Here is a 13105-nt window from a genome sequence, read left to right on the forward strand (position 1 = left end):
TCGCATGCCGAACTGCCGCACATGACGAAATGCTCTAGATCCTTTCTTCCCTGACGCTAAAGAATCGGCACAATGCGCCGTTATTGCGTCCGGACACCGGTTCCAGCCCCTTCACGCCAGCGAGATACATGGAAGCCATCAGGAACAAGACGCCCCGCAAAGGCTCCTGGCGCGCCGCATTTCACAAGCTCCGCCGCTTCGCCTGGTCGGGCGGCGCGCTGATGCCCGCGCGCGCCGGCACGCCGCGCGCCGACGATACGGTCCGAAGCTGGCTGGAGCAAACCGTCGGTGCGGTCGATTTCCTCGCTCACGTCGACCGCGATCTGCGCTTCCTGTACGTGTCCGACGCGGGCCTGCGCTTCATCGGCTACCACCGCGAATATCTGCACACGCTCACGCTGCGCGACCTGATCCCCGAGCAGGATACCGCGACGCTCGACGGCCTGCTCGCCCGCGCGTCCGCGTCGGGCGACGTCGAGAAGGCGACGCTCTGTCTCGTCAAGTCGCTGACCTACCCGCTCGACGTCGAGGTGCGCGCGGTGCGCAGCCGCCACCACGGCGTCGACGGCTTCGCGATCGCGGCGTTCGACGTGTCGTCGTGGCGGGCGATCGAGGCGCGGCTCACCTACGAGCTGCACCACGACCCGATGACGGGGCTCGACAACCTGTCCGCGCTGCTGCCCGCGCTGATGCGCGCGCAAAAGACGGCCGACGAAGGCGGCGGCTGCACCGCGCTTTTGCTGCTCGATCTCGACGACTACCAGCGAATCAACCGCGCGCTCGGCTACGACGCGGGCGACGCGCTGCTGCGCGACACCGCCCAGCGGCTGCAGCGGCTCGCGACCCGCGGCGAACGGCTCGCGCGCGTCGCGAGCGACAAGTTCGCGGTGATGCTGAACGCGCCCACGCGCATCGACGCGATCGACGCGGCCGAGGCGCTCGCCCGACAGCTGCAGACGGCCGTGCAGCGGCCGTACGCGTACGACGGGCAGGCCGTGCACCTGTCGGCGAGCGTCGGCATCGCGATCTATCCGGACGCGCGCGCCGCGTCGAAGCACGCGCAGCACCACAGTCCGCTGCTGCGGCGCGCGGACCGCGCGCTCTCGCGGGCGAAGGCGGCGGGCGGCAACGCGCTCGCGTTCCACCAGCCGACCGACGATCCGGCCGACGCCGAGCGCCTGAAGCTCGAGGCCGATCTCTACAACGGCGTGCGCAACGGCGAGTTCTCGCTGCACTTCCAGCCGATCACGAAGAGCCACACGGGCGCCGTCGTCGGCGTCGAGGCGCTGATCCGCTGGCATCACCCGGTGCACGGGCTCGTCGCGCCGGCAACGTTCATTCCGCTCGCGGAGTCGATCGGCCTCATCAACTATCTCGGCAACTGGGTGCTGAAGGCCGCGTGCATGCAGCTCGTGTCGTGGGACCGGCAAGGCATCGCTCTGCAATACGTGGCCGTCAACGTGTCGCCGCAGCAGTTCCGCGATCCGCGCTTCACGCAGAGCGTGCGCGACGCGATCAAGCTGACGGGCATCGATCCGTGCCGGATCGTTCTCGAGATCACCGAAAGCCTTCTGATGCACGATCCGCATCACGCGAAGACGCTGCTCGAGGAAGTGACCGAGCTCGGCATCCGGTTCGCGGTCGACGATTTCGGCACCGGCTATTCGAGCCTTGCGTACCTGCAGAGCTTCCCGCTCGCGAAGTTGAAGATCGACAGAAGTTTCGTCGAAAATCTGTTGACGTCGAGAAACGACCGCGCGATCGTGTCGGCGGTCGTCGGCCTTGCGCAGACGCTCGAGCTCGAGCTCGTCGCCGAGGGCGTCGAGACCGAGGCGCAGCGCACGCTGCTGACGGAGATGGGCTGCAACCACATCCAGGGCTGGCTCGTCTGCCGCGCGCTGCCGTCGGACGAGCTCGCGCAGCGCTTCGAGGCGCAGGAGCTTTATCTGCACGAAGCCGCATGACGCCCGCCGCCGGCTTCATCAATCACTGATTCGTATGCCAATCACCGCACAACTGCCGCGAACGGCGCTGCTCGACAAGCTCTGGGCCCGGATGAACGAGCGCGGCGATTTTCCGCTGCTGTCGGACGCGCTGCGCGCGACGATGGCCGCGATGAAGAACGACGATCTCGACTTCACGGCGCTCGTGCGCGTCGTGCTGTCGGATTTCGCGCTGACGCAAAAAGTGCTGCGGCTCGCGAACTCGGCGATGTACATGGCGTTCGGCGGCAACATCACGACCGTCACGCGTGCGCTGATGGTGCTCGGCATGGACGCCGTCGGCCATCTCGTCGTCGGGCTCAAGCTCGTCGACCATTTCCATCACAGCGCGCCGCGCCGCATCGACGCGAAGCTCGAACTGAACCGCGCGCTGCTGTCGGGCTGCGTCGCGCGCAAGCTGACCGAGCATGTCGATCTGCGCGCGGGTGAGGAAGCGGTTGTCTGCACGTTGATGCGCCAGGTCGGCAAGCTGCTCGTCGTCTGCTATCTCGACGCCGAGTGGGAAGCGATCCGCCGGCGCGCGGCCGAGCATGACGACGACGACGAAGCCGCGTGCCGCACGGTGCTCGGCGTCGGCTTCGACGAGATCGGCCTCGAGGCGGCGTCGCGCTGGCGGCTGCCGGAGCTGATCCGCGCGGGCATGGCGCGCTTCGACGCGAACGACGGCGCGCCGCACGACGTCCAGTGGCTGCGCGCGGTGAGCCACTGCTCGACCGACGTCGCGACCGCGCTCACGTCGTTGCACGCGCAGCAGCGCGACGCACGGATCGCGGCGCTCGCGCACCGCTTTCACGGCGCGCTCGGCACCGGCGCGGACGAGCTCGCCGAGATCGCGGCGTCGCTGTCGCGCGAAGAGACGAGCGACACGGTGATGCGCGAGATCGTCGAGCTGCGCGCGAACGCGGACAAGATCGCGCGCGGCGCGTCGACGCCGCAGGCGTGCCTCGAAGCGGGCCTCGCGGATCTGCGCGCGCTGCCGTCCGAGCACGTGCTCGGCCCGGTGCTCGCGCTCGCGTCCGAAAGCGTGCTCGCGGGCCTCGCGTTCACGCGCACCGTGATGTTCGTGCGGCGCGACGACGGCATGTTCGCCGCGCGGCTCGGCTTCGGGCCGAACGTCGACGCCACGCTTGAACAGTTGCGCTTTCACGAGGCGTTCCAGCCCGACGTGTTCCATCTCGCGATCACGAACTCGGTCGGCATCTTCATCGAGAACGCGCATGATCCGAAGATGGTCAAGCGGCTGCCCGCGTGGTATCGGGACGCGTTTGACGACGCGCGCGCGTTCGTGCTGCTGCCCGTGACCGCGGAGCAAAACGCGGTCGCGCTGCTGTACGGCGACTGGTCGGCCGGCCAGCCGGCGCGCAAGATCACGCAGCAGGAAATGGGCGTGCTCAACGAGCTCGCGACCGAGCTCGGGCGCTTCTTTCACGACGCGCAGGCCGACGACAAATAGTGCGCGCGGCAGCCGCGCGCAACGCGGCCGCACACGCGATGCGGCGACGCATGCGGCACGCGGCGACGGACGGTTCGATGCGCTCGCACTCGCCCCCACCCGCTCGCCGCGCAGCGCGAAGCGCCGCGGCTCGCGCGCCTGACGCAACGCGGCCGCCGCGCCCCGCCTGCCCTTTCGAGCACCGTTGGCGCTTCCGGGCATCGTCGGCCCCGGCGAACATCGTCAGCCGCCGCGCGATGGCGATCCGCCAACGCACGCCGAAGCCCGCCGCCACGGAACCGCGATATCCCGCCCGGTGCGCATCGCACTACGCGCCCGCCTTCCTTCATCGACCGTCATCAACAAGAAGCGGCAAACGGGCCCGCCCCGTTTGCCGCTTCTTTCAATGCGGCGTTGCCTGCGACGCAGCGTTCGTGCGCGCCCGCCACCTTCGCGGCTCGCGCCGGAGCGCGGCCGCAACCGCGCCGCCCGTCAGGGCCGGCCCGCGTAATACCGCGCGGCGGCCGCGATCTCGCCGGGCGTCATCTGTCGCGCGACGTTGCGCATCTGCTCGCTGATGTCGTTGTGCCGCGCGCCCGACGCGAACGCCTGCAACTGCGCGTTGATGTAGACCTCCGGCTCGCCTTCGAGCCTCGGCCCGCCGACCTTGTTGTCCATCCCGCCGTGGCACGACGCGCACGGCGCGATGTTGCGCATCGGCGCGCCGCTCGCGACGATCTTCGGCGGCGCGGCGGCGAGCTGCGTCGCGGTGTGCGGCAGATACGAGTAGAACGCCGCGAGATCGCGCATGTCCTGGTCGGTGAGGTTCGCGACCATCGGCGCCATCACCGCGTTCGTGCGCGCGCCCGTCTGGAAGTCCTTCAACTGCTTGTAGATGACGGCCGCGTACTGGCCCGCGAGGTTCGGCGAATTCGCATCGCTCATCCCGCGCGCGCCGTGACACATCGTGCAGCGCATCGCGAGCGTCGCGCCGCGGCCGATCGACAGGCTGTCCGCGCCCGCCATCATCTGCGGCGTGACGACGACCGTGCTCGTCTTGACGGCCGAAGGCGCCGGCTCCGGCTGCGACGCGAGCCATGCGCGCGGCACGCCGGCCGCGCTGCAGATCGCGTTCCAGATGCCCTGGAACTGCGCGTCCTTCTGCGCCGACGGCAGCCAGACGAAGCCGATCAGCACCGACGCGACCACCGCGAACAGCGTGAGACCGACACTGACCGTGAACCAGCGGTTGCGAATCGAAAACAGACGTTCCGTGCTCATCGCTGCGCCCCCATGTAGATCGCCGGCACCGACGGTTGCTTGAGCGCCATCAGCTGCGCGATCGGATAGCCGTAGTTGACGACCGTGAGGCCGATCATCAGCGCGATCCACAGCGCGAAGCTGTTGAGCGCGACGGGCAGCGTCTTCGGCTCGTGGACGGCCGAGCTGAACGTGAACTCGGCGGGCTTCACCTTCGCGCCGCAATGGCTGCGTATCAGCACGACGAAGAACAGCACGGCCGACGCGACGAGGATCAGCGCGCCGACGACGGACATGATCACCCACGCCGCCTGCGGCGCGAGCGCGGGGTCGCTGTAGTCGTAATAGGCCATCCGGCGCGGCATGCCGAGGATGCCGACGTAGTGCCACGGGAACGTCGTGACGATCATCCCGATGAACCACAGCCACAGCTGCGTCTTGACGAGGCGCAGGCTGCCGAGCGCGCGGCCCGTCAGATGCGGCCACAGCTCGTAGGCGATCGCGAAGTACATGATGACGACAGCGCCGCCGAAGATCAGGTGGAAGTGGCCCGTGATCCACTGCGTGTTGTGGATCGTCGAATCGAGCTGGTAGCTCATGTTGATGAGCCCGCCCGCGCCGCCGAAGCCGAGCATCACGAACGAGAACGCGACGGCGAGCATCATCGGCTCGTGCCACGGCAGCGCGCGCAGCCAGCCGAACGCGCCCTTGCCGCCGCGCAGGCGCGCCGCGATCTCGACCGACGCGCACACCGTGAACACCGTGAGGAGCGTCGGCACCGCGACGAGCGCCGTGAACACCGATTGCAGGAACTTGAAGCCGGAGCCCACCTGCGGATCGGCGAACAGGTGGTGAATGCCGATCGGCATCGCGCCGACGAGGAACAGGATGAACGAGATGCGCGCCATCCCGTCGCTGTACAGCTTGCCGCCGATCGCGCGCGGCACGAGCGTGTAGTACGCGATGTACGCGGGGATCAGCCAGAAGTAGACGATCGCATGCAGCGTCCACGAGAAGAACACGCGCGCGAGGCCCGCGTCGATCGTCGACTTGAGCCCGACCGCGACGGGCAGGATCTGGAACAGGATCTCGATCGCGGCGCCGACCGCGGTCCAGCCCCACAGATACGCGCCCGCGACGTTCGCGAACATCGCGAGCGGGATCGGCTTGCCGCGATTGCCCTTCTTCCACGCATACAGGTTCACCGACATCAGCGCGACCCAGATCCACGAGCCGACGACGACGAGCACGACACCGAGGTAGTAGAACGGGCTGCCGATCATCGGCGGATAGAACGTGTACAGCACCGACGACAGGCCGAGCGACACGGGCGTCATCGCGACGACCGAGCCGAGCGCGATCAGCCAGAAGCCCGTCCACGCCCAGCGGCGGCCGACGAGCGGCATCTTGAGCGCGAGCTCGCTGATCGCGTAGCCGAAGCCCATCGCGATCAGCGTCGGGAACACGTAGCCCATCACGGAGCCGTGCGCCGTCACCGAACGATAGTAGAGCTCGGGATTGCCGAGCCAAGGATGCAGCGGGCTGCGCGCGAGCATCTGCCACGCGCCGAGCAGCAGCGCGACGCCGAACACCGCGAACGCGAGCCAGAAGTGGGCGAGCACCAGTCGATTATTCTTTAACACAGCTCAGTCTCCGCGCGCCGGACGCCAGTTTGTCGAATTCCGCACGGTCAATGACCTTGACGTGCGCCCACATCCCCTCGTGCCCCGTGCCGCAATACTCGTGGCACGGCATCAGGTGGTCCCTCGGCTTGTCGAAGGTCGTCCGGAACGTCGCGACGTAGCCGGGCTCGAGCATCGAGTTGATGTTGGTGTCGGTGATGAGGAAGCCGTGCACGACGTCCGCGCTCGTCGCGCGGAACGTGACGGGCGTGTTCGCCGGCACGAGGATGCACTGCGGCGTGAACGAATACTGCTGGCCGATCACGCGCACCGTGACCGAGCCGTCCGGCTCGCGCGCGGTGCCGAGGTTGCTCTCGACGAATTCGCCGGAGACGTGCAGCGTCGTCGGATCGATCGTTTCGACGCGCGACGGCGGCATCATCGCCCAATGCAGGCCGGTGAACACCATCATGGCGACGAGGACGACCATCAGGCCGACGGCCAGGATCGCCCACCTGCGCTCGATCCGGGCCGCGAGCTGCGCGCCGTCGAGACGGTCTGGCATAGGTTGTTTGGACATGGGAGCCGTTTTATTGGATCACGCCGCGAGGCAGGAAGACGAGAAAGTAAAAGGCGAACCACAGCGCGATCACGATCGCGGTCGCGGTGCCGGCAAGCGCGAGCGCGCCGCGCGGCCCCGCGCGGACGATCTCGTCGACCGCGTCGTCGTGCGGTTCGGGGTCGCCCCCGTGTCGTTGGGAAGTGTCGCTCATGATGTCCTCAATAGAGCGGAGCGGAACGCAGCGCGTTGGCTTCCTTCGCGGAAACCGGCGTGCCGCGGTTGCCCCAGGCGGTGCGGATGAACGTCGTCACGGCGGCCACTTCGTCGTCCGACAGCGACTGGGCGAACGGCGGCATGCCGTAGGGCTCGGGATTCTTCGCGGTGCCGGGCGCATAGCCGCCGTTCAGCACCATGCGGATCGGGTTCACCGCGGAGGTCATCTGGATCGACTGGTTGCCCGCGAGCGGCGGGAACGCGGGCGTCTTGCCGCGCCCCGTCTTGCCGTGGCAGCTCGCGCACTGCGCGTCGTAGATCTTCGCGCCGAGCTTGTGGAGGCGCGCCTGCTCCGATGCGGGCATCGTCGTCTTCAGCGCGGCCTCGGCCTCGCCGCCGCGCTGCGGCAGCGACTTCAGATACACGGCCATCGCGCGCACGTCGTCGTCGGACAGGTGCTGCAGGCTGTCGTAGACGACTTCGGCCATCGGCCCGTACACCGCGCCGCGATGCGATGCGCCCGCCTGCAGGAGCCCCGTGATGTCGGCGATGCTCCAGTCGCCGAGCCCCGCTTCCCGGTTCGACGTGAGCGAAGGCGCGTACCACGCCTGCATCGGAATCAGTCCGCCCTCGAACGCGTTCGATTCGGAGCTGCCGCCGAGCGCGTTGATCGCGGTGTGGCACATCGAGCAATGGCCGAGCCCCTGCACGAGATACGCGCCGCGATTCCATTCCGCCGACTTCGAGTTGTCCGGCTGATACTCGCCCTCCTTGAAGAACAGCGTGCGCCAGCCGATCAGCAGCTGCCGGTTGTTGTACGGAAAGCGCATGTCGTGCGGCCGGTTCGCGAGCTTCACGGGCGGCACCGAGCGCAGGTACGCGAAGATCGCGTCCGAATCCGCGCGCGTGACCTTCGTGTACGCGGCGAACGGCATCGCCGGGTACAGCAGCGAGCCGTCGCGCGAACGCCCGGTGTGCATCATCGTGTAGAACTCGTCGGCCGTCCATTTGCCGATGCCCGCCTCGTTGTCGGGCGTGATGTTCGGCGAATACAGCGTGCCGAACGGCGTCGGCATCGCGCGGCCGCCCGCGAAGAGCTTCTCGCCCGGCACCGTATGGCACGCGATGCAGTCGCCCGCGCGCGCCAGATATTCGCCGCGCTTGACGCTCGCCGCGTCGGCGGCGGGCTGCGCGTGCGCGGCGGATGCGGCGAACGCCGCCGCGAGCAGCGCGAACGCGGCATTCGCGAGCGCACCGCGGAATTTGACGATCAAATGCTTGTGCACCGAGGCCTCCATTAACGCGGTTCGCTACCGCATGCGAGCGGCATGTCGAGCGAGCCCGCGGGGGCGGGCGACGGGTTCGCGGGCGCGGGCTGCGTAGCGAGCCACGCGGAGATGGCGGTCACGTCCGTGTCGGTGAGGCGGGATGCGACCTGTTGCATGCAGTCGGGCGCGATCGACGTGCGGGTGCCGTAACGCCACGCGCCGAGCTGCGCGCTCAGGTATTCGGCGTGCAGGCCGAGCAGGCCCGGCACGGCGGGCTCCATGCCCGTCAGCGCCGCGCCGTGGCACGACGCGCACGCGGGAATCTTGCGCGACGGGTCGCCCGATTTCACGAGCTGCCGGCCGCTCTCGAGCGCCGCGGGCGCGACGGCGGGCGCCGCGATCGCCGGGAACGGCGGCCGCTGGCTCGCGAAGTGGTCGGCGATCCGGTGCAGGTACGCGTCCGGCAGGTACGCGAGCAGATAGTTCATCGGCGGGTACTTGCGCCGGCCGTCGCGAAACGCGACGAGCTGGTTGTACAGATAGCCGGCGGGCTTGCCGGACAGGCGCGGGAAGTAGTCGTTCGACGTCCCCTCGCCTCGCCGGCCGTGGCATGCGGCGCATGCGAGCACGCGCGCCTCCATCGTGTCGGGCGCGCGCTCCGTCTGGGGTTCCTGGGATAGCGCCGTCTGGCTCAGCAAGCCGCACAGCACGGCAAGTACAGCGGTGGGTCTCGAGGTCACTGTCATCCTCTCCGGCAAGGCATGCAGTTCCCGCCATCGACGCGAGCCGCCCCTGCGGCTCGTGAGGCAAGCGGGTCCGTCGCGCGCACCATCGCTTTCATTGGTCTCATGGGAACTTGTTGTTCAAATTTTCAATGACGCGAAAATCTCATGAGCGCCGTTGATTTGCGTTGATTCATGTCAATCGAGTACTTCTTTATATTGATAGTCGATTGGCCGCTCGATCGCAAATCTCATGCTTTTTGAATTTAGTCGCTCGCCCGCCAAGCGCAATGCCCCGCGACGCCTCGCTCGGCGTCGCGATCTTTTTCCTTATTCGGCAATGCGTTACGCGCGGCTGGCCCGCGCGGGCCGACGCGGCCGCGGCGCGTGACGCGCGCGGCCGGACGAACGCCGTGCGTCAAATCCGCACGCGGCGGCGCGCGCCGCCGCGTTCGACCTCGATTTCGAGCGATCCCGAAGGCGCAGTGCTCAGTCGGTCGCGCGCGTCGTCGATCGCCGAAGGATCGACGCGCTTGCCGTCGATCTCGACGAGCACGTCGCCGTTCTCGAGGCCGTAGCGCGCGAGATCGTCCGGACGATTGTGGAACAGCTCGACATGGCCGTCGACGAAGCGGATCGCGATCGTGCGCAGCGGCCGCGGATCGTCCCGCGTGAAGCGGCTCGCGTCGTAGCAAAACTCCATCGTGCTCGGCACGAACATGTAGCGATCGAGGCGCGCGAGGAAGTTCATCCCGAGCATGTCGCCGCCGCCTTCGGCGATGCGCAGGCTGCCGATCGGCTTGCCGTCGAACGACAGCCCTTTCGCGAAGTAATCGCGCGACTGGCCGACGCCGTTCGCCGACACGCTCGGCACCGTGCCGCCGAGCGGCTTGGCGGCCTGACGGCCGGCGAGGAACGCGAGCGTCGGCGCCGACACGATCGAATGGCGCGCGCCCGTATCGAAGCGGAACATCGCCCATTGATCGCCGAAATCGACGCTCACGGCGGGCGACTGGCCGAAGCTGTCCTGATACGGGACGCAATGCTGAAAGCGCTGCCCGGCCGGCGGATTGCGCCACGCCGTCAGCGTGCCGCTGCGATTGTCGGCGATCCAGCTCAGCTGGCGAAAGATCTCGATGCCGACGACGCCGTCGATCCGCGTGCCGAACACCTGCGACAGCAACGACAGATCGAGGCCGAGCCACGGATAGAAGCTCGGCACTTCGTAGCTGCCGAGCGCGATCGGCAGCGGCTGCCACAGGCGCACGCGCTCCTGCGGCAGCACGCCATCCGAGGTCGTCAGGCCTTTTTCGAGCATCGTCCGGTACGCGATCGGAATCTGTTCGTCGGTCGACGGCTGCGTGATCGACTGCGCGAGCCGATTGTCGATCACCGTGTGGCTCGCGCCCGTGTCGACGAGAAAGTGATACGTCTTGCCCGCGATCGCGACGGGCACGACGAAGCCGCTCGTCGGCTTGAACGATGCGCTCAGCACCGGCATGACGCCGCGCGGCGGCTCTTCGCGCTCGCGGCAGCCGGCCGCGAGAAGCGCGGCGGCGCACACGAGCGCGACGATCGGCAACGCGCGCGGCGCGCGGCGGAGGAAGGCGGATGCGGCGCGCGTCGGCGACGGCGTCGAGGCGATTGCGTGTTGAACCATGAACGGCGGGAAGCGCGAGGCGAAGTGAGGATGGGCGGACCATCGCGGGAAGCGGCGAATCGCGGCGCATGCCGCGTCCGATGCCGCGTCGTAAGCCGCGCGGACGGCGCGCGCCCGCTCGACGAAAACACGATGTAAGGATCGGCGATTCTATCGAAACGCGCTGCGGCGTGCTGTCGACTTTTGTTCGCGCCTTTTCGAAGAATGCGCTCTGGCGCCGCTCCGCCGCTCGTTCGCGCAACGCCGCGCGCCGCGCCCGCCGAGCCGGCAGCGCGCCGGTTGCCGCCGCCGGCTCGCGAGGGCCGGGACGGCATGGGCGGAAGGCCGGACAACGTGAACGGGACAAAGCGAAGCAGGCCGGCACGAGCAACGGCCGCCTGCTCCGCCGGCGCATTATTTCAATATTTCTTGAAATAATGAATCGATGCGGCTATCCTCCGCGCATGGACTCATCCATCGTCATCCGCGCGCTCGGCGCGCTCGCTCATGAATCCCGGCTCGCGATCTACCGCCTGCTCGTCGTCGCCGGCGCGGACGGCATGCCGGCCGGCGATCTCGCCCAAGCGCTCGACATCGCGCCATCGCGCCTGTCGTTCCATTTGAAGGACCTCGCGCACGCGTCGCTCGTGCACGCGCGCCAGGACGGCCGCTACGTGATCTACTCCGCCAACTTCGGCGCGATGAACGAGCTGATCGGCTTTCTGACCGACAACTGCTGCGCGGGCGCGCCTTGCGGCATCGCGCGCGGCGCCGTCTGCAAGGAGGCCGGGCAATGACGCAATCGGCCCGCATCGGCCTGCCGCCCCGCCCGGCGATCGGCTTCTTCGAGCGCTATCTGAGCGCGTGGGTCGCGCTTTGCATCGTCGCCGGCATCGCGCTCGGCAAGCTGCTGCCCGGCTTCTTCCATGCGCTCGCGCGGCTCGAGATCGCGCACGTGAACGTCCCCGTCGGCCTGCTGATCTGGGTGATGATCGTGCCGATGCTGCTGAAGATCGACTTCGCGTCGCTCTCGCAAGTCGGGCGACACTGGCGCGGGATCGGCGTCACGCTCGCCGTCAATTGGCTCGTCAAGCCGTTCTCGATGGCGCTTCTCGGCTGGCTGTTCGTGCGCCACCTGTTCGCGCATTGGCTGCCCGCGAGCGAGCTCGACAGCTACGTCGCCGGCCTGATCCTGCTCGCCGCGGCGCCGTGCACCGCGATGGTGTTCGTGTGGTCGCAGCTCTGCGACGGCGATCCGTATTTCACGCTGTCGCAGGTCGCGCTGAACGACGCGGTGATGGTCGTCGCATTCGCGCCGCTCGTCGCGCTGCTGCTCGGCCTGTCGGCGATCGTCGTGCCCTGGGACACGCTGCTCGTGTCGGTCGGCCTTTACATCGTCGCGCCCGTCGCCTTCGCGCAGTGCTTGCGCCGCGTGCTGCTCGCGCGCGGCGAGAACCGCCTGCAACGCACGATCGCCGCGCTCGGCCCGTGGTCGATCGCCGCGCTCCTCGCGACGCTCGTGCTGCTGTTCGCGTTCCAGGGCCAGGCGATCGTCGACGCGCCGCTCGTCATCGCGCTCCTCGCCGTGCCGATCACGCTGCAAGTGCTCTTCAACTCGGGGCTCGCGTATCTCGTCAACCGGCGCCTGCGCGTCGCGCACTGCGTCGCCGGGCCGTCGAGCCTCATCGCGGCGAGCAATTTCTTCGAGCTCGCGGTCGCGACCGCGATCAGCCTGTTCGGCGTGCGCTCGGGCGCCGCGCTCGCCACGGTGGTCGGCGTGCTGATCGAAGTGCCCGTCATGCTGTTCGTCGTCGGCGTCGTCAACCGGTCGCGCCGCTGGTATGCGTCGGCGCTCGAGCGCGACGCCTGACCGAAATCCAGCGAGGTCCATGATGTCCGTCACGATCTATCACAACCCCGACTGCGGCACGTCGCGCAACACGCTCGCCATGATCCGCCACGCCGGCATCGAGCCGCGCATCGTCGAATATCTGAACGCGCCGCCCGAACGCGCGACGCTCGTCAGGCTGATCGCCGACGCGGGTCTCGCGGTGCGCGACGCGCTGCGCGAGAAGGGCACGCCGTATGCGGAGCTCGGCCTCGCCGACGCGACGCTCACCGACGCGCAACTGATCGACGCGATGCTCGCGCATCCGATCCTGATCAACCGGCCGTTCGTCGTCACGCCGCTCGGCGTGCGGCTCTGCCGGCCGTCCGAGCGCGTGCTGGAGATCCTGCCGTCGCCGCTGCGCGGCCCGTTCACGAAGGAAGACGGCGAAGTCGTGATCGACCCGCGCAGCCCGGGCGCCGGCCGCTGACGCGCGCGGCGGCTTCGCCGCACCACATCGCACCTCACCGCGCCACACCGCACCACACCGCACCGC

Annotated in this window: 12 protein-coding genes; 5 read left to right on the forward strand and 7 right to left on the reverse strand. The window is 68.5% G+C overall.

Translation table 11 applies throughout. From position 1 onward, the window contains the following. Positions 1-221: 221 nt before the first annotated feature. Complete coding sequence (gene cdpA / locus WS78_RS13105) at positions 222-1964, forward strand: cyclic di-GMP phosphodiesterase CdpA (RefSeq protein WP_081989375.1); 1743 nt, start codon at positions 222-224, stop codon at positions 1962-1964. 34 nt (positions 1965-1998) lie between these two features. Continuing rightward, the gene (locus WS78_RS13110; RefSeq protein WP_038744760.1) at positions 1999-3456 is read left to right on the forward strand and encodes an HDOD domain-containing protein; all 1458 of its coding nucleotides are present in this window, start codon (positions 1999-2001) and stop codon (positions 3454-3456) included. A gap of 471 nt (positions 3457-3927) precedes the next feature. On the opposite strand, the gene WS78_RS13115 is transcribed toward WS78_RS13110, so the two are convergent. The 7 genes from WS78_RS13115 to WS78_RS13150 form a co-directional block, all read right to left on the reverse strand. Then, the gene (locus tag WS78_RS13115) at positions 3928-4716 is read right to left on the reverse strand and encodes a c-type cytochrome (protein WP_059575301.1); all 789 of its coding nucleotides are present in this window, start codon (positions 4714-4716) and stop codon (positions 3928-3930) included. Then, complete coding sequence (locus WS78_RS13120; RefSeq protein ID WP_059575299.1) at positions 4713-6338, reverse strand: b(o/a)3-type cytochrome-c oxidase subunit 1; 1626 nt, start codon at positions 6336-6338, stop codon at positions 4713-4715. Before WS78_RS13120 ends, WS78_RS13115 begins: the two co-directional genes overlap by 4 nt. After that, positions 6325-6882, reverse strand: a complete 558-nt coding sequence (locus WS78_RS13125; protein ID WP_059575298.1) for a cupredoxin domain-containing protein — start codon at positions 6880-6882, stop codon at positions 6325-6327. The genes WS78_RS13120 and WS78_RS13125 overlap by 14 nt, the downstream gene beginning before the upstream one ends. Positions 6883-6907: 25 nt before the next feature. After that, complete coding sequence (locus WS78_RS13130) at positions 6908-7090, reverse strand: hypothetical protein (RefSeq protein ID WP_004534842.1); 183 nt, start codon at positions 7088-7090, stop codon at positions 6908-6910. Between the two features lie 7 nt (positions 7091-7097). Beyond that, a complete protein-coding gene (locus tag WS78_RS13135; protein WP_038744755.1) occupies positions 7098-8390 on the reverse strand; it encodes a c-type cytochrome in 1293 nt (430 codons plus the stop codon). Then, on the reverse strand, positions 8390-9106 hold the full coding sequence (locus WS78_RS13140) for a c-type cytochrome (protein ID WP_052145011.1): 717 nt from the start codon (positions 9104-9106) through the stop codon (positions 8390-8392). The genes WS78_RS13135 and WS78_RS13140 overlap by 1 nt, the downstream gene beginning before the upstream one ends. A gap of 394 nt (positions 9107-9500) precedes the next feature. Further along, positions 9501-10742, reverse strand: coding sequence for an aspartyl protease family protein (locus tag WS78_RS13150; protein ID WP_059575296.1), 1242 nt, complete (start codon positions 10740-10742; stop codon positions 9501-9503). Positions 10743-11185: 443 nt separating this feature from the next. Between WS78_RS13150 and WS78_RS13160 the strand changes: the two genes are divergently transcribed. Genes WS78_RS13160 through arsC form a run of 3 tightly spaced genes read left to right on the forward strand, consistent with a single transcriptional unit; the run spans position 11186 to position 13039 of the window. Then, a complete protein-coding gene (locus tag WS78_RS13160; RefSeq protein ID WP_038744752.1) occupies positions 11186-11518 on the forward strand; it encodes an ArsR/SmtB family transcription factor in 333 nt (110 codons plus the stop codon). Beyond that, a complete protein-coding gene (gene arsB, locus WS78_RS13165) occupies positions 11515-12591 on the forward strand; it encodes an ACR3 family arsenite efflux transporter (RefSeq protein ID WP_038744751.1) in 1077 nt (358 codons plus the stop codon). Before WS78_RS13160 ends, arsB begins: the two co-directional genes overlap by 4 nt. Positions 12592-12613: 22 nt before the next feature. Next, positions 12614-13039 (forward strand): arsenate reductase (glutaredoxin), encoded by a 426-nt coding sequence (gene arsC, locus WS78_RS13170; protein ID WP_038744834.1) that lies wholly within the window; start codon positions 12614-12616, stop codon positions 13037-13039. Positions 13040-13105 lie beyond the last annotated feature (66 nt).

The sequence above is a fragment of the Burkholderia savannae genome, assembly GCF_001524445.2.
Classification (GTDB): Bacteria; Pseudomonadota; Gammaproteobacteria; order Burkholderiales; family Burkholderiaceae; genus Burkholderia; species Burkholderia savannae.